This window comes from Cohnella abietis, from assembly GCF_004295585.1.
Classification (GTDB): domain Bacteria; phylum Bacillota; class Bacilli; order Paenibacillales; family Paenibacillaceae; genus Cohnella; species Cohnella abietis.
Genome location: NZ_AP019400.1, coordinates 5603713 through 5623597 on the forward strand (window position 1 = coordinate 5603713; position 19885 = coordinate 5623597).

At 43.3% G+C, this 19885-nt stretch carries 15 protein-coding genes and 1 pseudogene; 5 read left to right on the forward strand and 11 right to left on the reverse strand.

Annotated features, from left to right (window positions below; translation table 11 throughout):
• The first annotated feature begins 152 nt into the window (after positions 1-152).
• Positions 153-1352, forward strand: coding sequence for a YibE/F family protein (locus KCTCHS21_RS24690; RefSeq protein ID WP_130614408.1), 1200 nt, complete (start codon positions 153-155; stop codon positions 1350-1352).
• Between the two features lie 73 nt (positions 1353-1425).
• Here KCTCHS21_RS24690 and KCTCHS21_RS31820 read toward each other — a convergent pair.
• Positions 1426-1509: pseudogene (locus KCTCHS21_RS31820) on the reverse strand (class B sortase); the annotation flags it as partial.
• Between the two features lie 156 nt (positions 1510-1665).
• On the opposite strand from KCTCHS21_RS31820, the gene KCTCHS21_RS24700 reads away from it, so the two are divergent.
• Positions 1666-3969 carry a glycoside hydrolase family 65 protein gene (locus KCTCHS21_RS24700; protein ID WP_130614411.1) on the forward strand — a complete coding sequence of 768 codons (2304 nt, stop codon included), beginning with the start codon at positions 1666-1668 and terminating at the stop codon, positions 3967-3969.
• Positions 3970-3997: 28 nt separating this feature from the next.
• The gene (pgmB, locus tag KCTCHS21_RS24705; RefSeq protein ID WP_130614413.1) at positions 3998-4633 is read left to right on the forward strand and encodes a beta-phosphoglucomutase; all 636 of its coding nucleotides are present in this window, start codon (positions 3998-4000) and stop codon (positions 4631-4633) included.
• A gap of 81 nt (positions 4634-4714) precedes the next feature.
• Here pgmB and KCTCHS21_RS24710 read toward each other — a convergent pair whose 3' ends face one another.
• Positions 4715-6061 (reverse strand): LLM class flavin-dependent oxidoreductase, encoded by a 1347-nt coding sequence (locus KCTCHS21_RS24710; protein WP_331871372.1) that lies wholly within the window; start codon positions 6059-6061, stop codon positions 4715-4717.
• Positions 6062-6088: 27 nt separating this feature from the next.
• A complete protein-coding gene (locus tag KCTCHS21_RS24715) occupies positions 6089-7435 on the reverse strand; it encodes an MFS transporter (RefSeq protein ID WP_232057950.1) in 1347 nt (448 codons plus the stop codon).
• 267 nt (positions 7436-7702) lie between these two features.
• Between KCTCHS21_RS24715 and KCTCHS21_RS24720 the strand changes: the two genes are divergently transcribed.
• The gene (locus tag KCTCHS21_RS24720; protein ID WP_130614416.1) at positions 7703-8344 is read left to right on the forward strand and encodes a YcdB/YcdC domain-containing protein; all 642 of its coding nucleotides are present in this window, start codon (positions 7703-7705) and stop codon (positions 8342-8344) included.
• A 184-nt stretch (positions 8345-8528) separates the two neighbouring features.
• Here the strand turns inward: KCTCHS21_RS24720 and KCTCHS21_RS24725 are convergent, their stop codons facing one another.
• The 5 genes from KCTCHS21_RS24725 to KCTCHS21_RS24740 form a co-directional block, all read right to left on the reverse strand.
• Positions 8529-12335 carry an S-layer homology domain-containing protein gene (locus KCTCHS21_RS24725; RefSeq protein WP_130614418.1) on the reverse strand — a complete coding sequence of 1269 codons (3807 nt, stop codon included), beginning with the start codon at positions 12333-12335 and terminating at the stop codon, positions 8529-8531.
• A 226-nt stretch (positions 12336-12561) separates the two neighbouring features.
• Positions 12562-12861: an MMPL family transporter gene (locus KCTCHS21_RS31825; RefSeq protein WP_331871373.1), complete on the reverse strand. Its 300-nt coding sequence runs from the start codon at positions 12859-12861 to the stop codon at positions 12562-12564.
• Positions 12765-13193 (reverse strand): MMPL family transporter, encoded by a 429-nt coding sequence (locus tag KCTCHS21_RS31830; RefSeq protein WP_232057952.1) that lies wholly within the window; start codon positions 13191-13193, stop codon positions 12765-12767. Before KCTCHS21_RS31830 ends, KCTCHS21_RS31825 begins: the two co-directional genes overlap by 97 nt.
• A gap of 266 nt (positions 13194-13459) precedes the next feature.
• Complete coding sequence (locus KCTCHS21_RS24735; protein WP_130614420.1) at positions 13460-14830, reverse strand: hypothetical protein; 1371 nt, start codon at positions 14828-14830, stop codon at positions 13460-13462.
• A gap of 163 nt (positions 14831-14993) precedes the next feature.
• On the reverse strand, positions 14994-16070 hold the full coding sequence (locus KCTCHS21_RS24740) for a PIN domain-containing protein (RefSeq protein ID WP_130614422.1): 1077 nt from the start codon (positions 16068-16070) through the stop codon (positions 14994-14996).
• Between the two features lie 237 nt (positions 16071-16307).
• On the opposite strand from KCTCHS21_RS24740, the gene KCTCHS21_RS24745 reads away from it, so the two are divergent.
• Complete coding sequence (locus KCTCHS21_RS24745; RefSeq protein WP_130614424.1) at positions 16308-16772, forward strand: CcdC protein domain-containing protein; 465 nt, start codon at positions 16308-16310, stop codon at positions 16770-16772.
• Between the two features lie 159 nt (positions 16773-16931).
• Here the strand turns inward: KCTCHS21_RS24745 and KCTCHS21_RS24750 are convergent, their stop codons facing one another.
• The 3 genes from KCTCHS21_RS24750 to KCTCHS21_RS24760 all read right to left on the reverse strand — a co-directional run bounded on the left by KCTCHS21_RS24750 (position 16932) and on the right by KCTCHS21_RS24760 (position 19806).
• Positions 16932-17963 carry a LacI family DNA-binding transcriptional regulator gene (locus KCTCHS21_RS24750; protein ID WP_130616686.1) on the reverse strand — a complete coding sequence of 344 codons (1032 nt, stop codon included), beginning with the start codon at positions 17961-17963 and terminating at the stop codon, positions 16932-16934.
• A gap of 110 nt (positions 17964-18073) precedes the next feature.
• Positions 18074-18910, reverse strand: coding sequence for a carbohydrate ABC transporter permease (locus KCTCHS21_RS24755; RefSeq protein ID WP_130614426.1), 837 nt, complete (start codon positions 18908-18910; stop codon positions 18074-18076).
• Complete coding sequence (locus tag KCTCHS21_RS24760; RefSeq protein WP_130614428.1) at positions 18910-19806, reverse strand: carbohydrate ABC transporter permease; 897 nt, start codon at positions 19804-19806, stop codon at positions 18910-18912. Before KCTCHS21_RS24760 ends, KCTCHS21_RS24755 begins: the two co-directional genes overlap by 1 nt.
• Positions 19807-19885 lie beyond the last annotated feature (79 nt).

Here is a 19885-nt window from a genome sequence, read left to right on the forward strand (position 1 = left end):
CTACAATATAACCAAAAACCCTTCACCTTTTAAACTGCGAAAGTTTGATTCCATTATTTAACACCAAAAAAATAGCTTGTTTATACGAAAGTCATAGGATAGATTTATGGATGTGAACAACACAGATGAACACGACACCACGGAGGTACAGCATGTTTGCATCAAAGAAAGTAAGGGTAGCTCTCTTCCTAGCATTACTAGCAATAATTTCGCTATCCATTTATTTATTCAACCAATCTCCTGAAACAAAGTTCAATGAACAGGGTGGTACAGCTTATAAAAAATATGAAAAAGCCAAAATTTTAAAAGTTGTTGATGAAGACTTAGAGCAGAATGAGACAGAAAAAGATTTGTACACGGGAACACAAGAGCTTGAAGTGAAAATCTTATCTGGAGAGCATAAAGGTGAAATTCACACGATTAATAACCAAGTGAATCTCTACGTCAACGTGGTCGGCAAAGTAGGACAGAAAATTATGGTGACCATTGACACTGGCTCTTCCGGTGATTACACCATATATATGTTCGGCGCATATAGAACTCCGTATTTGATATTAATAGTTTTGCTATTTTTTGGTTTGTTATGGTGGGTTGGCGGAAAAAAAGGATTGACGTCGATATTTGGTATCATCTTTACGCTTGCCTGCATCATTTATTTGTTTATTCCAATGTTATACCGAGGCTATTCGCCTATTTTTGCATCTGTGTTAGTGGTAATCCTAATCACTATCGTCACACTGCTTTTAATAAATGGTTGGACTCCCAAATCTCTGGCAGCTATACTGGGCACGGCGATTGGTGTAGCTATTGCAGGCGTAATCGCTTATGGATTCGGAAATTTAGCACACATTTCAGGTTATAATATTGAGCAGGGCGAATCATTACGGACCATTTCCCTTACAACCGGCATGCAGCTTAAAGGATTATTATTTGCAGGAATATTGCTCTCCACCCTAGGCGCTATTATGGATATTGCCATCTCCATTGCAGCTTCCGTACACGAGGTATATTTGGCTAATCCTAAGCTTAGTAAAAAGGAGCTTTTTCTCTCTGGACTACATGTAGGGCGCGATACAATGGGAACGATGGCTAATACGCTGATCCTTGCTTTTACAGGAACCTCTCTCACATCTTTAATTATCCTATATGCCTTAGAAACCCCTTTTTATCAGCTGACGAACCTTAACCAAATTACTATCGAAGTCGTTCAAGGAATGAGCGGATGTATAGGCATTGTTTTAACCGTACCTATCGTTGCTTATATCTCTTCGAGAATTATTCCTATGACCGAAAGAAACACCATTGTTCAGGAAACAACACCCAAGAAACCAATAAACATTAAGCATAAATAACAAAAAAAGAGCGGTAGCCTATGACGTGAAAGTAACGTCCTAGACTGCCGCTTTTTAGATTAAATTGAACCTTTCAGTGTGTACGCTTTCGGGCAACCACCGCCAACCGACCTTCTTCGGTTGAGTATGCGCACGTGGACAGAACAACTAGCTTGTCGCTAATGTTAGGCACAGGACAGGCATAAACATTTCCAGATCCTCATTTTCGGTATAAATACACATATATTCATTAGAGCTGAACATTTAATCGGCGCGAAGGATTAACTAATCTAATAATGTATGGTATCAAATCCGCTAAAAGGAGCGAACTGGTATGGCAAAAATAGCAGATAAGTATCTCGTCGTAGATACATGGAAAGTAATCGAAAAGGGCTTTGACCCTTCGCGGAATCGGGTATCTGAATCAATCTTCTCCTTAGGTAATGAATATATGGGAGTACGCGCATATCCGGAAGAAGGGTACAGCGGTGACTCGTTAGTGGGTAGCTATTTCAACGGGCTGTTCGAAGAGGGCAAAGTACCGGCTCACTATAAAGGCATTATTCGGTTTCTTCGCTTCATGGTTAGCGCAGTAGACTGGTTGTATACGAGAATAAGTGTGAATGGCGAAACCCTTGATCTGGCCACAAGCAAATTCAGCGACTTTACTAGAGAGCTCGACTTCAAACGTGGAAAATATGTACGAAGCTTTGTATGGGAGCTGTCCGACGGTAAACAGATCAAATTAACATTCGAGCGATTCGTCAGCATGAACGTTTCAGGTCTCGGCTGCCAGCGTATCGTCTTCGAGCCGCTTAATTTCTCTGGAGAAGTTAATGTTCGAGCAGGACTTGATTTCACCATTATTCATGAGGATCAAGGTCGCAACTTCTGGCACACTGTTCAACAAGGACAAGCAGACGGCATAACGGCTATTCTCGGAGAAACAATCAACACCAAAAACCGTCTATACTCCGGATTTACAACAGTAGTGCCAAACGCTCTGCAAACGAAGCTTGTAGAAGCAGACCGATTTATTGGACAGGATATTACGATTAAGCTTGTTCAAGGCGAAGCATCCACCTTCGATAAATTCGTTAATAACTACGCGGAGAAAGATCTCTCCATTGCGAATGAGCATTTGTGGAGTAAAGCGCATGAGCAAGCAAAAGCATATGTCGGCGCAAGCTATGAAGAGCTTGAGCAGCAGCAAGCAGATTACTGGGATAACGTATGGAAAGAATCGGATATCGTCATTGAAGGCGACCCCGATAATCAGCAGGGCATCCGCTTCTGTATTTTCAACCTGTATCAAACCTATCATGGTGACAACCCGGGCTTTAACATCGGTGCCAAGGGACTTACAGGCGAAGCCTACAGAGGTCTAGCATTTTGGGATACCGAATCCTATTGCCTCCCTTTCTATATTTTCAACAATCCGAAAGCAGCGAAGAGCCTGCTAGAATTTCGTTACAAATCGTTGCCGCATGCGCTTGATCGTGCGAAGGACCTCGATTGTAAAGGTGCTTTCTATCCCATCGCGACGATCGACGGCACGGAAAGCTGTGATCTGTGGCAGCACTCAAACCTTCAGTTGCATGTTGGCACGGCAGTTGCATATGGTATTCGCCACTATGTGAACATTACAGACGATATCGATTTCTTGTATGAGAAAGGGCTGGAGATGCTCATTCAGATCAGCCGTTTCTATGCCACTCGCGGACAATGGGGACAACAGTCCGGCCTGTACGGGTACTTCGGCGTCATGGGGCCGGATGAATTCCAACTCATGGTCAATAACAACTGCTATATCAATTTAATGGCCAAAAAGCTGTTCGAGTACACACTTGAAGTGATTGACAGCATGTCCCTGCATTCGAGCGAAGCATTCCAAGCGTTAGCCGACAGAATTGATTTAACGAATGAGGAGCAAGCCGATTGGAAGCACAAAGCAGCCTTCATGAAGCTTCCTAAAGATAATGAAACTGGCATATTCGAGGAGCATGATGGTTTCTTCGATATGCCTCATCTCGATATTCATTCGATTCCAGTTACGGAATTCCCACTTTACTCACACTGGTCCTATGATCGACTGTATCGTTACGACATGATCAAGCAGCCGGACGTTCTTATGTTCATGTTCCTGTACAGCGACGATTATTCATTGGCAGAGAAGATTGCCAACTACGAATATTATGAGTCGCGCTGCATTCACGAGTCCTCGCTCTCCCCTTCCATCCACTCCATTCTTGCGGCGGAGATTGGAAAGAAAGAGGAGGCCTATCAATTTTTCGAATTTGCTACTCGACTGGACTTGGACAACTACAACCGCAACACGCGTGAAGGATTGCATACAACCTCCATTGCAGCGGCTTGGATGAACATCGTTTATGGCTTTGGCGGTATGCGTTCAGATGGCAGCCACCTTATTTTACAGCCAACGATTCCTACTAAGTGGGATAGCTACAGCTTCCCTATCTCATACAAAGAATCAAAGGTACTCGTAGAAGTCAACCAGCAAGGCGCTTCGATTAAAGTCGTATCCGGCGATGCCGTCTCGATTGCGATTTACGGTCATACGTACAACGTAACTGTTGAAGGTATCAAGGTAGACCTCTCGCAGGTTGTACAACAATAACCACAATTCAATGAAGGAGACATTGCATATGCTGGACAATATGAAAGGCGCTATTTTCGATCTGGACGGCGTGATCGTCGATACTGCTAAATATCATTTCCTTGCGTGGAAATCGTTAGCGAATCAGCTAGGCTTCGAGTTTACCGAAACCGATAATGAACGCCTCAAAGGCGTAAGCCGTGTCGAATCGCTTCGCATTCTTCTTGAAATCGGAGGGATTGAAGCCGACGAGAGAACATTCAACGAAATGGCCGAAAGCAAAAACAAGGAGTATGTAGCATCCATTGCGCAGCTTCAGCCTGAGGAGATTTTACCGGGAGCGAAAACATATTTGCAGCAACTAAGAAGCCAAGGTATTAAGATTGCACTCGGCTCAGCAAGCAAAAACGCGGAGTTCATCCTCTCCAAATTGGAAATCGCCGACCTATTCGACGCTGTCATTGACGGCAATAAAGTAGCAAAGGCGAAGCCCGATCCGGAGGTTTTTATCTCCGCGAGCTCCGCATTAGGCCTTGATCCGAAGGACTGCGTCGTATTCGAAGATGCTGAAGCTGGCGTACAAGCCGGTAAAGCCTCTGGCTCCAAAGTGGTCGGCATCGGCAGTCCGGAAATTCTGAGTGAAGCGGATCTCGTCGTTCCAGGACTAGCTGCATTGGTGAAATAACCAGAAAACGCTCCTCTACTCACTTAAGCTGAGTTGAGGAGCGTTATTAATTTGATAAGCTTGAGTTTAGCTTTATCTATTTCAACTAGTAACGGTGCTGCTAATCTCTTTTTTTACATTTGGATTTTCGGGGATTTTCAACCCTAAGTGACTGCGCAGCGTATCTCCCTCATACTCCTCCCGGAATAAACCGCGTCTTTGCAGCTCCGGTATGACGAAATCCACAATGTTATTTAAGTCTTCAGGGAAAGTTGGCGGGATAATGTTGAACCCATCTGCCGCTCCTTCCACAAACCATGTCTCCAATTGATCAACAATCTGTTTCGGCGTTCCAATTACCTCAAGATGCCCGCGGGCCGAAGAAATCCGTTCGTAAATATCACGAAGCGTCTTTAACCCCTCCCTCTTAGCGATATCGCAAATAATTTTATAGCGTACCCGAGGGTTAGTCGGATCCGCATACGTATCGTAATCAGGGAAAGGATCATCCGGATGAAAGCCTCTAAAATCGATCTGCGTAAACTCTGACAAAAATAGAAGCCCGGCGCCCGGCATGATCAATTTATTCAGCTCTTGACGCTTTTGCTGCGCTTCCTCCTCCGTCTTCGCGACTGTAATATATGCCCCAGGCATAATCTTCACTTCATCTCGATCACGATTATATTTAGCCAAACGGCCCTTCACGTCTTCATAGAATGCCTTCCCGATCTGCAAGGCTGGCGCTGCAGTAAAAACAACCTCCGCCGTCCTCGCGGCGAGCTCCTTTCCTGCCCCAGAGGAACCGGCTTGAACGATAACCGGATGTCCTTGCGGCGGTTCCGGCGCATCCAGCAATCCGTTGGCACGGAACCATTTTCCGTCATGCCGAATCGGATGGACTTTCGAGGTATCTAGGAATTGGCCCCTTTCTTTATTCACGACAAGGGCATCTCTCTCGATAGAGAACCAGAATTTCTTTGCAAGATCAATAAACTCTTCCGCGCGTTCATATCGGACGGCATGCGACAGATGCTCTTCCTTACCATAGACGGTCGCCTCAAGATCATTAGCAGATGTGACGACGTTCCAGCCGGCCCTTCCCTTGGATAGATGGTCTAAGGATCCGAATTTTCTTGCAATATGAAAAGGCTCATTATATGTCGTTGAAGCCGTAACCGTAAGTCCGATCTTTTTGGTTGAACTGGCGATGGCCGCTAGAATCATCAGCGGATCAAGCTTTAATTCCGAATAGGAGCTCGCTTCAATAGGACGAGCAACCGAATCCGCAATAAACAACATATCGAACTTACCGCGCTCCGCCGCTTGCGCAATTTCGATCAAATAATCGATATCGTAATTGCGATGCGATTGCGAGGAGGGATGCCGCCAACTAGCTAGATGCTGTCCGGGTAACTGAATGAACAATCCTAGGCTCATCTTTTTACTCATAATGTCATACACCTCCGTATTTAATAGTTATAAGGAATTGGTTAATTCCTGCGGGTTAGCTGTCTGTTTCGTAACCCTTTTCCCCGTCTCCGGCAAGAAAAATAAAATGAGCAGAAGAGAGAGAATGGGTAGACTTACCGCCAGGGCAGCTGCGTTCCCCAACCCAAGCGATAGGGCGAGAGTTGTTACCGTTATCGGAACTAGGATTTGCCCCAAGCGGCCTACGATATTATTGGACCAGGCCATTGCATTCGCGCGAATTTCAGTGGGAAAGAGCTCATTGGTTAGCGTCGAGCCGACAATAAGGAACGAATTCACGAAACCGGCAGCAATAATACTGCTGAAGAGTACCGCGTAAAAATTATGAAGCGTGAAGATCAGAACGCTGAACACACTTCCGACGATAATAATGATTGTTGCGGCGCGTTTGCGTCCTATTCGATCCATTAGCTTGCCGTTCAAAGCAATGACCAGCATTCCGGTTACCGTTTGGGTCAGCAACCCGATGCTCACCATCGTGGGGGTCCAATGCAACTCCTCGACCACTCTTAACGTGAAGAAATTCAAAGTTCCTTTGATGCCAAAATAAAGAAACAACCACACAAGGGACATAATTACGGTGTAGAGAAGGAATGGTTTTTTCCAAGGTGCGAAGAACTCTGCTTTTGGAAGCTGCTTGTCAAGCTTCCGTGCCTCTTGCGATCGAAGAAAGGCTTCCGTTTCAGGGAGTCTCTTTCTTAACAGAAATACGGGGATGAGCGGAAAGACTCCGACAGCATAAAGCACTCTCCAATTAAGGCCGAGCTTTGTAATAATCGGGAGCAGGATTCCGATTAACAATGCGCCGAATACGGCGGTGAGCTGGAAGCGGCCGACGACGCTCCCCCGATGCTCCGGTTCAAACTCCTCGCAGAGGATGATGTATCCGACAGACCAGCTGCCGATCAAGAAAATGCGCGCAGCAAATTGTAGGAAAATAAAAACTTCGATATTAGGAGCGAAAGCAGTAAACAAACTGAAGACCGAATACGAATAGACGCTCGCCAGATACACGTTGCGGCGCCCGATCTTATCTGCCATCCGGGATACGAAGAAGGCTACCATCGTCCCAATCGCAACTATGGACAGCGCATATCCGGACATCTGGGTTGAGACATCGAAATCATCGACAATATACGGCAGCGCTATACTAAGGACAGCGTCGTCGAAACCTTCGAAAAAAGCCCCCAAAATGAGAATTGGCCATAACAATTTCTGGCGCGAATTCATTATTAACTTGGTTTTAATATGCCATTCCTCCATCGTTCGCGAGGCCTCCAATGGCATGGTGGGTCCTTCGATATTCAACTCAACCGCAATATACAAAAATTTCATTTAAATGAACTAAAAGGATCATAACACACCTCTTTTTTCAAAAACAATGATTTTTTCCATCTTTTCCTATCTGTTTAATAAGTATTTAGTAAATTCAAAGAAATCTCCGAATCAGGCATCATCACTAGTGTCAAAAACTTCGTTTTTTTCTTCATAAATATCCTCCGTAACCAAAGTTAAATATTGACATCAATTGTAAATAGGTTACAATAATTGTTATCAGGATACATTGATTACTCAAACAAATATTATGAATGAGGTGGCCCCATGAGTCATGCCTTTCAAGCAAACCCAGATGCTCATGCAAGCAATGCCAATACCAATGTCGATCACGCAGCTAATACTGTAAATGAAGAGGCTTATAGCCATTCATTGAAATTGGCCTTGCAGCTTTTGACAATTCCAGATGGATATTCATTGAAAAGAGTTCAAAGCGAACAGCAAAACGGCAATGATGTTTGGTGGTTCCGTTATGAAAAGGCATCGGCGGAGAACAATGGTGTAGGCGGAGAACATTTTTCATTTGTCGTGTCAAAGAACAGCAATAAACTCCTTGGCTTTACTTGGATGGATAAAAGTTTATTAAACGGAGAGCTTCCAACGAAAGAAGCAGCAAAAGAAATTGCAAAAGCGTTCTTAGACAAGGTCGAGTCTGGTCTTTTTGTTAAATTAGATAATTTATGGATCGATAAGCATGATGAAAGCATTATGATAAAGAACGCTGAAAAACTAGACAACATCATCATTTCAGGGATCAAATATAAATGCTACTTAAAAGAAAATCATGATTATGCTTGGGTAATTGTCGGGAGAAACGGAGAAGTCATTACCTTCGAACAGGGGATCCAATGGGTCAATGGCAGAGTCACAGAAAAATGGCTGCACGATAGCTGGGTTCAGGAGAAGTAAAAGAACAACACCTTGATCTTTCTTCACTGAAATAATAAAGTGCAGCACTCCAAATGTGTTGAATGTTGATCGCAGACAATTAGATGCTGTGGAGAAATATAAGCTCATATAGCAAGAGGCATGAGTTCTGTAACATACAGAACTCATGCCTCACAAGTTACTTCATTCACACTATACTTAAGTACTATTCAGGAATTTTAATCTCAACAACATTTATTTGCTTAGCTACAATACCTGTTCCAGAAATTCTACTTCCATAAATAATACCTGTTACCGTTGCACCTGGATCACTCACAAACTGATAGCGACTATAGTTACTTGTAGACTGAACACCATCTACTATTACATAATCAATACCATTGTTATAATTTGCAGCTGCATTAACATCTTCTTTCAACGTAATTTTACCAGAACCTGAAATGATATTATTATTCACTAATGTAGTTCCTGGTATTGTTAATCTAGCGCTCGCTGCAAGCGCAATAATACCATCATTATTAACTGCATAGCCAACGTTCGATAACGTTAAATCTCCCTCTTGTACAGTGATCTTTCCATAGTTGTAAGTTTTTCCGTTCAAATTAGTGTTACCCTTAGTTAAACGAAGCTCGCCGTTTTCTTGAATGGTAGTCATACCAGAAACTGATATAGCTCCATTTTTTACTTCCAACAATTTGTTTATGGTTAGATCGCCGTAAAGATCAACTCTACCCTTGTAATAGTCAGCATAATCTGTATTTGCGCCAATGATGTTCAGTGCACCATTAAGTTCTGTATTATTATTAATTCTAAGATTACCTTTAACGTTCAATGCACCATCTTGTTTAATAACTAAGCGATCCTCACTACGAATACCTAAGTAGCCGTATTCTGGTACTGCAATTTCTCCGCCTGGTGCTACTGTTATTGTGTTTTTCGAAGACACACCAGCTACATAGTACGATCTTTGTGATTCTAGCTGCGAGTTAGTTGTAATTTTCCCTCCGTTTGATACTATGATTCCTCCATTGACATGAACATTTCCAGCTCCAGTTGCACTACCAACTACTCGTAGCTCTCCGCCTGAACCAATAGTAAAGTTAGAGTTTGAAATATAAAGGTTTTGTTTGGGCTTCAGCTCTAATGCCTTATTCAAGGTTACAGCTTCCCCATAATATGAAATATAAACATTTTTGTATTCTGCAAGTGCTTCAACTACTTTAGTCCATTGGTCCGTATTAATATATTCTTTAGTTCCATTAGTTTCATCAACTCTATTGGCTATTTCATTCACTCTCACATTTACTTGCTGATTACGACCGCCAACCTCAACCGTTACATATAGAATTAAATCATCAAATGTTCCAGCCAGTTCTTTTAGCGTTTTGTTTGCTTTAGTTATAACCTCTAAGTTTCCTTTATCATTTAATCTTGTATCTAAATCAATATTTTTCCGTGTACGATCTTCATCCCAATAATATGCGCTAACCTTAGCATCCATATTATTATATGATTCGCCTGCGAAAGGAGTAAAAATTAGCTTAAATCCAGAATAATTATTGTAATCAATTTGAATACTTGGTCCAGTTGGTACTGAAATTTGTTTATTGAATGAAGCGTTTAAATTAAGACTATAGTTATTCCAGACTGGATCTCCACTTAAGTAGCCATTTAAGTATGAATAATAGTCCTCATGTTCGACAGCTTTAGCTAGTAACATTACCTCTACTGTTCCAACTCCACGATTTACATTGAAAATTTGTTCTCTGGTAGCTGCTCGTACATCCGTTACTACAGTAACAGTTACAGCCTCTAAAGCAATTGCTTTTCCATCTCCATCGAACCACTTAATGAAAGAAGAATAATTACCTGTAATCACTTTAGCATTTGCATTAGTAATCGTAATTGGAATATCAATATTTCCATTTATATCAATAGCATCTTCAACTTTTGCACTAGCAGCAGCCTCAACAGAATCACGAAGTGCATACTTAGCTGCATTGCCAGCAACTTTAATATTTAGCGTATATTGCAGATCAGCATCATAATTAATAGTTTCAGATAGTACAACTTTAATTACGCCATTTGCATTAAAGCTGTAACCTTCAACCTTATTACCATTGGAATCTACAAGTGTCAAACGCTCTTCTGGAACATATGCTCCTTCAATCCATAAAGCTTTAATCGTCATATTCATATAGATTGGAGATTTATTCAAATCAACATTCCAACCGATGAAAAAATGGCCATTCTTTGTAGGAGCAGCAACTTCTGGAGTTATTTCGCCTAGTTTTACTTTTTTAGGTGCAATTTCACTTCCACCATCTGTATCGAAAGTAATTGTTAACGGAGGAATATTTCCAATATAAATTATGCTCAGACCATTAAGCTCAACTCGAACATATTGTTCACCGTTAATCTCAACAACCTTCCCAATCAAATTCTCCCGATCGCCTTTTTTATTTGTATGTCCAATTAGGAACGTGTACGGACTAACATCTTCATCTGCACCAAAACCAAGATTTGCTTTAGAAAGCGTTAATGTCGTTGTTCCGACAGGATGGATTTCAGATGATGTATTATCCTCTGACTCTACTAACAATTTTGCATCTATTGCAAGATACTTAATATTAAGTGCAGCAACATCTAACTCTATATCAGCAAATTCTTTTTCAAGAGCTGCTGCCACATTTTCCTGCTCTTTTTCAGAGACTTCATTCGCAGAAGCTGTTATTGAGAAAGAGATAGTATCTGTAGCTTTGAGAGATATCTCATTTCCTGCCTCATCCACGTATATCACATTATCCGCAACAACAACCGGTGCATTATTTAGGTTTTTATTAGCAAGATCTACTGACGCTACTACTGTACCCGTTGCCGCACTAGTTACTGTATTACTATATTTTTCAGTACCAGTTACCTCTGCAGTTATGACTGTGCCTACATCAAGAGCTTCAACCGTATACGTTTCCGCTTCTAATTTAACTTTACCATTAACAATCCATTTCACAGTTTTTGTTGCATTAGAAGGTGTAACAGCAACGGTTAGCTGATCACCAGAACGAATAACTGTACCTGTTACTTCCTTATTGTTACGTTGAATCGTAGCAGCTGTCACTTTAATTGTGGAACTGCCTCCATCGCCTCCGTTGCCTCCACCACTTGATGGTGTTGTTGGCACTGGTGTTGCTGTTGGAGCAGGTGTCTCGCTTGGTTTATTAACTTTAAGTCCAGCTGACTTTTCAAGGAAACGCTCAGTAATTACTGCAACTACTGCACGACTTGCTGTGCCTTTAGGATTGAACAGATTTCCTGTCTCTCCTTGAATAATTCCTAATGCCACTGCTTGATATACTGCTTCCTTAGCCCAAGAACTAATTTGTACACTATCAGCAAATAAAGAGCTAGATTGATATTCACTTAGATCATACTTCATATATGAAGTAAGGAATCTCATCATTAGTACTGTAATTTGCTCACGATTCAATAGATCATTAGGACCAAAAGTCCCATTACCATATCCATCAGTAAGCCCTGCACTTACAGCCCAACTTATTGCATTTGCGTACCAAGCATTCGCAGGAACATCAGTAAAGGTCTGATTTTTCACTTTAACATCAGGACCATCTAACTTCTCCGCTAATCGATTTAAAACAGTAATAAACATCGCTCTTGTCATTGAACCTTTTGGTTCAAATACACCTTCTGCACTTCCTTTAAATAGTCCCTCTTGAACTACCTTATTAATAGATCCTTCTGCCCAGTGTCCTTTAATGTCTGTAAGACTATTTGGTTCATTAGCAAAAACTTGTGCTGGCAATAACCCTACAAATAAGATGAATACTAATAGAGCTGCGATGTTTCTTTGAATTGTTAATCTTAGATTACTCACTTTTTCGTTGCCTCCTAATAAATATGATATATTGTATTTATTTTTAAAATTACCCCGAATTATGGTAACATTTCCTGTAAATATTGTAAATGAAAATAATGTCAAATTATGTTTCGTCACTCGTTTGCATCCCCTGAAGGTGTCCGTAAGATTACCCCTAAATCCATGAATCTTTCTACCAACATTATTTTAGTAGAATGAAGACCGATCACGGACTGCGAGGAATGTTTAGTGTTTTTCTTTTTTCCAGCTGATGCCGTGAAAGCGAAGAAGAAGTGATTCGTCCCTAAAAACGAAAAAGTGCCGCTAAACGCCCTACCAACCGGGCATTTAACGGCGCTTTCGTTTATACGGCACCTTCTTTGGCTTTCAGCTCGGCGAGCAACTTGTCCCCTTCAACGTCCAAATTCGGTACGAGGCGATCCAGCCACTTCGGCAGCCACCAAGCATTGTCACCGAAGATGGCCATAACCGCCGGAACTAGCGTCATACGGACGAGGAACGAGTCGATCAGAATACCGACGGCAAGTGCGAGACCGATCTGCTTGATCATGATATCATGGCCGAAAACAAATCCGGCGAATACGGATACCATGATGACCGCGGCGACCACAACGACAAGACGATGCCGACAATAGCGGCCCATCGGCCTTTCACGACGCCTTTCACCCATGCGGACGAAACCTTATTGTGTTGAGCGGACAAGTTAACTTTGTTTTTCTCGCGCAACTTTGCCGAGCAGATTCGTTCGCCGATCAAGCCGAGCAGCGCGGGCAGCAGGGTCAGCGCGACGAGTACGTTGACAAAGACGGTCGCAGCCGCGACGAGCGCCATCGTGGTGAGAAATCCGATGCCAATGACGAGCATGCCGCTTAAGGCGATGATGACTGTCAAGCCAGCGAAGAACACGGCGCTTCCGGCGGTGCCGATCGCCCGGCTCGCCGCTTCACGCGCGCTCAGCCCTTGATCGAGGATCAAGCAAAGGTTGGGACAAAACTGCTTGATCGCAGTGCTTTCCTAGGTGGCTGCGCTCCGCTATGATCGGCATCAGCGTAATTGAGTAAGAGGGGGCAACTAGCCCCCATCTTCTCACACCACAGTACGTCAGACTGTCTAACAATTTGGGTGCAGTTCACCTCTTTGCTATTTCCGCCAATACATCTCCGATTTAATTGTCCTTCCGCACTAACAATGAGCGGCACTCCACATGCCCCGTATGCGGGATTATATCCCGCTACGGCGGTTTACATGAGCTTCGCCAGCTCATCCAGAAACGCCGGCCGCTTATTATATTCAGCCTTTAATTGAAGGATGATCACTATCTGACTTCCTTTTCCGACTATATATTTATAACGCTTAAGCATGGCGCACACGTTCTGGTACTCTTTCCTGCTTGAAGCCGAACCGGCAACATCGGAGATGTAATTGCTATAAATCCGCTCCACCTCCTCGCTGTAATCTGCAAACAGTCGGGCGGCATATTTTTCAATCTCGGAAGGATTGGCTCCTACGTAAGTCATCATTTCTCCTATATCCTTTTTGTCTGATATAAGTCTAAGATACACCTCCCTAGTTTTCCAATTGTTAGACTCCTTCAGCTCCGCAATGATGTCGCGATAGAGCTCGTCTTTGTCCCCTTCATATATCAATTCCATATAATGATAATAACGATAGTCCCCCTTTAGCAAAAGCTCCCTTGCCAGCAGCTCCTGCTCTTTCTTAAGGGAAAGCTTCTCATAAACTTCAAGTCTTGCAGCTTGCCACTTGATAATTAAACCGGGAAGTTGCTGATCCTGCTTTTCTCCTTCTTCGGCTAACTCTATAGCGCGGCGATAATCTAAGCTCTCCATGCTGATATTAATTGCTAGCTCACGAAAATATGTAAAATGAAGATGCTCACTCACAAACTTATTCGCTTCCTCCTTGGAGCCATATTGCTGGATGAGCTGGAATAAAATCTTGTGTAGCGCTTCATTTGAATATTTTTGGTAACTGTCATTGGCGTTGGATACAATTTGGTTAGAAATCGTCCCCTCCAATTGTTCCCTGAGCTTCTCCACATCCGCAAATCCGGCGCATATATGGAATATTGAAATCTGAAAATCTTCCCATCCCTGAAAAATGCCGCTCTCGCTCACACTCAATAGACGTTCAAAAAAGCTCATCCGGACAGAGAGTTCCTGTTGATCCAGGCTACTGGCGATTTCGCGGATACACTCTAATACCTCTTCCACCAGCATGCCGATATCGCCGTTCGAATCATCCGCGTATTGAAACGCGGCTATTCCTTCTTCCAGCACCAATACAGCAATTTCCAGCGCTAACGATTCATCCTGTTCTCCGTTTGTGTTCTCCAGCAAGGCAAGCATATCCATTGCAAAACTGTAAGTTTCTCTGTAAGGGATAAAGTGTTCTCTGCCGACATATTTTTTCACAATGGAATCAATGGCTCTCTTGCAAGACTGAATCTGTTTAGAATGATCCCCTTTGGCGTATTTGACTATGAGTCCGTTCTTAAACGCATCATCTCCTCCTGCAACTTGGACAATGATACGAATCAGTTCTTCTTTGGACAAGCTTTTCAATACTTCTTCTATTTCAGACGGCTTCGCCATTTTTATTTACACTCCCAAATCAAACCTAATTGATAATTACCTTTATTCCTTCTAGACTCGCCAACCACCAATTTGTGGCTATCCAATTTTGAGATGATTACTAAGTTGTCGGAAATAAAAAAACACGACAAAAGACGCTCTCTTGTCGTGCCTTGCTATATAGTTATCGACCAAAAGGTCCATAAGCCATGGTGTCAATGAGTTGGATTACAATCTGATCTTCATTTTCATAGGATTCAAAAAAATGAGCGCCTTGTTCCGAGGAATCCACTGCGATAACTTCTCGCAAGGCATTTGTCAATCCAGAATCAAAGCGATTTAACACTAACAAACCGAACCTCAAATCCTTCGAGCCATAATAAAAAACAGACTGAATATTTTTGTCCGATAATTTATCCACGTTTATGGATGGGAGATACTGTTGGAGCAGAGGTTTTAGTATGGCTCTTAGCTCGGCTGTAGGGGACTTACGCTCTGACACTGGTAGTGTTGCAATGGCTTTAAAAATCTCCTGGCCCTTTTTAGTCGGCTCAATAAAATCATCAGCATTTGCCGTATAATAAATATGCTTGGGATCTATGCTTATCTTTTGTAATAACCATTCCGATGCCGCAAGTGTCTTGTTCTTAGACCAATTGTCATAGTTAGCTTGCTTTCTTTCTTGGAAACTATCGCGAAAAAATCTGTTTTGTACAAAGGAAAACAAGCTGAATACAATAGCGCCAATTAAAATGATTTTGAATAATCCGCCTCTTTTTAGAAATTTTTGCAAAGAAAATCCACTTGTTGCGCGGTTCCCATCCGAAATATCTAGAACATCAAGCCCAGCGTTTCTCGCTGTGATTTTCGCTCCGCGGTCATTGGATACAAAACAAACAGGCGTACCATGCGTGTTATAGAGAAGATAGGAAGCAAGAATACGGTCATCCATGCTTCCGCTTAGTTGATGCTGAGCTAGCACTGCTGAGTCAGCAGAGGGCAGTATCTTAATGTGTTGCTCGTTAATTTGCGCTTCTTCAATTAGTTTAAAGGCTCGCCGTGCATTAGCTGCAACAACCTGATTCGAATTATTTTTTAAGCCATCTAATTCTTTCAGAACATCACGACTTAGCACAATGCTTCCTTGTTTTAACAACTGCACAACTGATTCTGGACGATGCATAAGAATATTGGTATCCAGTCCAAATACCGATCCTTTTGCTATCTGTTCGTTAATATCCTTTTTCAGATTTTTGCTCATGTAGCGCTTACGCTCCTCTTAAGTTGATTAGCTCAATTATAACCCACTTTCCGCATAACAAAAGGAAGTAAATCCCAATTTATCTAGACTGACGTAGCACGATGCGTATCCGAGCCTTGATGCTGATGTCCATTCTCTGTGCCAGGCACCTGGCGGTCACCTTAACGAATTACACTTATAAAATTCTTAAATATACCCAATACTTAGGTTACACAAAAAACAGACGAGGTGCTTGCTTTGAATCCATTTTCTCTAATAATCTCAATACTCATTTTAGTTCTTATTTTGAGGGGCCTTATCCGGGGCAGTAAAGAGCCATTGCACGATTCTGGTCGGAGAATATTGATTCCGGTTCTCTATATCTCTACATCTTTGTTTGAATTGTTCGACCCTGAGTTGGTGCTTACATCTGGCAGAATTGTTAGTTCGATTGGTATAGGTGCAGTTCTGTCGATTCCATTAATTCTACTGACACAATTCGAACGGAAATCGGATGGCAGAATGTATTATAAAAGAAACGTATCTCTTTATGTTTTAATTATTGTTATCTTCTCGATCCGCTTCTTTGACTTCTTGTTTATATCCGGCATCGATGCCAAGACACTTGGATTCCTGAATAATGTAGTCACCTTAACCTATATTGCCATTTGGCGTATCGTTAGCTTCTTTAAATTTCGTAACGCAAAGTCTAGATTTAGCTAAGGGAGCCTATACTCTTACGGCGGAAACCGTGGGGTTGGGTTGCTAAGTTTTGAAAGACAGCTATGCCGTGCCTCTTTTGTTCCTTGCTTCTCGCAAAAACACCTCCGACGTTCCGTCTTTCTACGGAACGTCGGAGGTGTTTTTATTACTCCTACATAGTTATAAACCGATGCGAGCGATTTGGCTGCCGCAAGATTCGCGGATGATCAATTCCGTTTCTACCGTGACCGAGGAGGTCTGCATCTGATTGTGGATCAGATCATTGAGCATCATGGCGGCCAGACGCCCGATTTTGGCTTTGTTCTGGGCGACTGTCGTTATCGGAGGAGACGTATATTTACAGGCGTCGATATCGTCACAGCCGATGATGGCGATGTCCTCCGGAATGCGGCAACCGGCTTCCTTTTTAAAAGCTCGCATCGCGCCAATCGCGAGCAGGTCGGAGCCGGCGAAGATCGCCCGGGGCAGGCTGCCGCGCTCGACCATCGCTTTGGCCGCCCGGTAGCCGCTCTCTTCATAAAAGTCTTGCCCGTGCGCAAACCATTCCTCTTGAATCGTTAAACCGTAGCTCTGCATGGCGTTGCGGAAGCCTTGCTCTCGAATGCTGGATATTTCCGAATCCCGGTTGCTGCCGATGTAGCCTAATTCGCGATAGCCGAGTAGATAGAAGTGTTCGACGACTTTCGTAATATTATTGTGGCTGTCCGACAGGATGTGGCTGGAATTTTGGCCAGCCAGCACCAGATCGATCCCGATGCAGGGAACGGGACTTTGATCGAGCTCGTGAACGCTCTCTTCTACATCCTGCCCCGACAAGATGATGCAGCCCTCGATTTGCAAGTGGCGGCATCTGGCCAAGTAGGTTTCCCCCGATTGCTGGAATTTCTCGTTCGAGAAGAAGACCAAATCATACCCGAGAATGCCCATCTGACTCTTGAAGGTGTTCATAATCTCGTTAAAGAAGCTATGAGAAAAATCGATATTTTGTTTGCCTGCGAAGACGACTCCGATCAAGCCGGAGCGGTTCGTTGCCGACGACTTGGTGGAATTGGCAGGGATGTAGGCGTGCTCCTGCATCACTTGCTGAACCCGTTTCCGGGTTTCCTCTGATATATCCGCATAACCGTTGATGACTTTGGATACGGTCGAGATCGAAACGCCGGCCAGCTTCGACAAGGTTTTTATATTCATTTTCACGACCATACTCCTCTCTCTAACCTATCACTACATTCAAATAAACCCATAATGAGTATCTAACTGTTAATTATATCGTATTTTCCGGGTAACTACGAAACCTTCTGCTAAGATTTTACAGCGCCGGCCAAAGCGCCGTCTACGATATATTTCTGTATAAAGGCGTACAAGACGATCAGCGGGGCCGCGACGATCATGATGCCGCAAGCCAGCAAAGGCCAGTTGTTGCCGTATTGCCCTTTGAATACCCTTAGTCCGGCGGTGATCGGGTAATGCTTCTCACTAGTCAGATAGATTAGCGGACCGGTATAGTCATTCCATACGGCAATCGCTGTCAGGATGACGCCGGTAGCCAGAATCGGCTTCATCAAGGGAAGCAAAATGCTGAATAAAAATCGCGTATATCCGCTGCCATCCATACTAGCAGCCTCGTCCAAATCCCGACTGACCGATTTAATATACCCCACGAACAGCATGAAGACGACGCCGGTTCCTGACGTTTTGAGTAAAATATACCCCCACTTTGTGTTATAAGCGATCTCCGGCAAGATGTAGCGAAGCTCGAGCATCAGCTTATATTGAGCGACAAGCGGATTAGGTAGAAATTGAGATAGAAGGAAAAAGAAATATAAAAAGCCTGCCCATTTCACGTAACCTCTAGCGATCGGATAAGCCGCGAAAATCGACACGAAGATCGTTCCTGCCGTGGCAATGATCGTATAAAACAAGCTGTTCCAAATATAAACGGCAAAGTTCCCCTGTCTCCACGCTTCCGCGTAATTGGACCAATGCAGCTCTTTAACGAGGCCAAGCGGGTTAGCTAAATATTCGGGATAGGTTTGAAACGAAACGTTGAATACGAAAATAAGCGGCCCGATATAGAGTACCATAAGCGCGAGGATGAACGCATAAGATAAACTTTTGATAGAGAGGAGCGTTTTCATTAATGATCAACCTCTCTTCTACGCAGTAAATAGACGGCCACGATGACAAAAGTAAAAATGAGCAGAAATTGAAGGACGGACAGTGCGGCGGGCAAACCCATATTTTTGGCGTTGGCATCCGTGGTTCGGATAAATACGTCGAATGCCATTGTCCGGGTATTGAAGCCACCTGCAGTCGTAGCAGCAATAATATCGAAAGTTTGCATCGCCCCGATAATGGACAACAGAATGTTGACCGTAAACGACGATGCGATCAGCGGGAACGTAATGTGGCGGAATGCTTTCCAACGGTTCGTACCGTCTATGTGTCCCGCCTCGTACAGATCTTTGGGCACCGTCTGAAGTCCCGCTAGGAAGATTAACATAGAATAACCTAAATACTGCCATATTTGAACGAATATAATGTAATTGAAGGCATTGCTGTAGCTGCCGAAAAAGCCGTCGTTGTAGTTAAGGAACTGGTGATACAGCTGGTTCACGGGTCCGCCAAAAGGATTGAACATGAGCTGCCAGACCAGGGCGACGACAATGACACCAAGGACGACGGGCATGAATAGAACGGAGCGATAGAGCCGGTCGCCCTTCAGCTTTTGGTTGATGATAATGGCGGTCAGCAGCGCGATGCCATTCTGGAAAACCGTAACCAGAAGCGTGAATTTCAACGATCGATAAATAGAAGCTTTATATTCGGACGAGTTACCGGAATAGAAAACATCGCGGTAATTGTCCCAGCCGACAAAATGAAACGATGAATCAGCCAAAAATTTCATATCGGTGAACGAATAAATGATCGTCATTACGGAGGGTCCGAATGCGAAGACGACATATAACAATAAAGGAATGCCCAACAGGAAGTAAGGCGTAAGACGTGCTAGCCCCTTGCCGAAAGGGTACATATGACCACCTCGCGCTGCGAATTGTAGAAGTTTGTGTCAACAAACAACCGGGGTCTGACAGAAGCTGTCAGTCCCCGAT

What these genes read in the sequence shown, in the direction of transcription:
- pgmB (WP_130614413.1), top strand. Translation starts at nt 3,998, where the DNA reads ATGCTGGACAATATGAAAGGCGCTATTTTCGATCTGGACGGCGTGATC.
- KCTCHS21_RS24750 (WP_130616686.1), bottom strand. Translation starts at nt 17,963, where the DNA reads ATGAATATAAAAACCTTGTCGAAGCTGGCCGGCGTTTCGATCTCGACC.
- KCTCHS21_RS24755 (WP_130614426.1), bottom strand. Translation starts at nt 18,910, where the DNA reads ATGAAAACGCTCCTCTCTATCAAAAGTTTATCTTATGCGTTCATCCTC.
- KCTCHS21_RS24690 (WP_130614408.1), top strand. Translation starts at nt 153, where the DNA reads ATGTTTGCATCAAAGAAAGTAAGGGTAGCTCTCTTCCTAGCATTACTA.
- KCTCHS21_RS24700 (WP_130614411.1), top strand. Translation starts at nt 1,666, where the DNA reads ATGGCAAAAATAGCAGATAAGTATCTCGTCGTAGATACATGGAAAGTA.
- KCTCHS21_RS24760 (WP_130614428.1), bottom strand. Translation starts at nt 19,806, where the DNA reads ATGTACCCTTTCGGCAAGGGGCTAGCACGTCTTACGCCTTACTTCCTG.
- KCTCHS21_RS24735 (WP_130614420.1), bottom strand. Translation starts at nt 14,830, where the DNA reads ATGGCGAAGCCGTCTGAAATAGAAGAAGTATTGAAAAGCTTGTCCAAA.
- KCTCHS21_RS24720 (WP_130614416.1), top strand. Translation starts at nt 7,703, where the DNA reads ATGAGTCATGCCTTTCAAGCAAACCCAGATGCTCATGCAAGCAATGCC.
- KCTCHS21_RS24710 (WP_331871372.1), bottom strand. Translation starts at nt 6,061, where the DNA reads ATGAGTAAAAAGATGAGCCTAGGATTGTTCATTCAGTTACCCGGACAG.
- KCTCHS21_RS31825 (WP_331871373.1), bottom strand. Translation starts at nt 12,861, where the DNA reads ATGGGCCGCTATTGTCGGCATCGTCTTGTCGTTGTGGTCGCCGCGGTC.
- KCTCHS21_RS24740 (WP_130614422.1), bottom strand. Translation starts at nt 16,070, where the DNA reads ATGAGCAAAAATCTGAAAAAGGATATTAACGAACAGATAGCAAAAGGA.
- KCTCHS21_RS24715 (WP_232057950.1), bottom strand. Translation starts at nt 7,435, where the DNA reads ATGAAATTTTTGTATATTGCGGTTGAGTTGAATATCGAAGGACCCACC.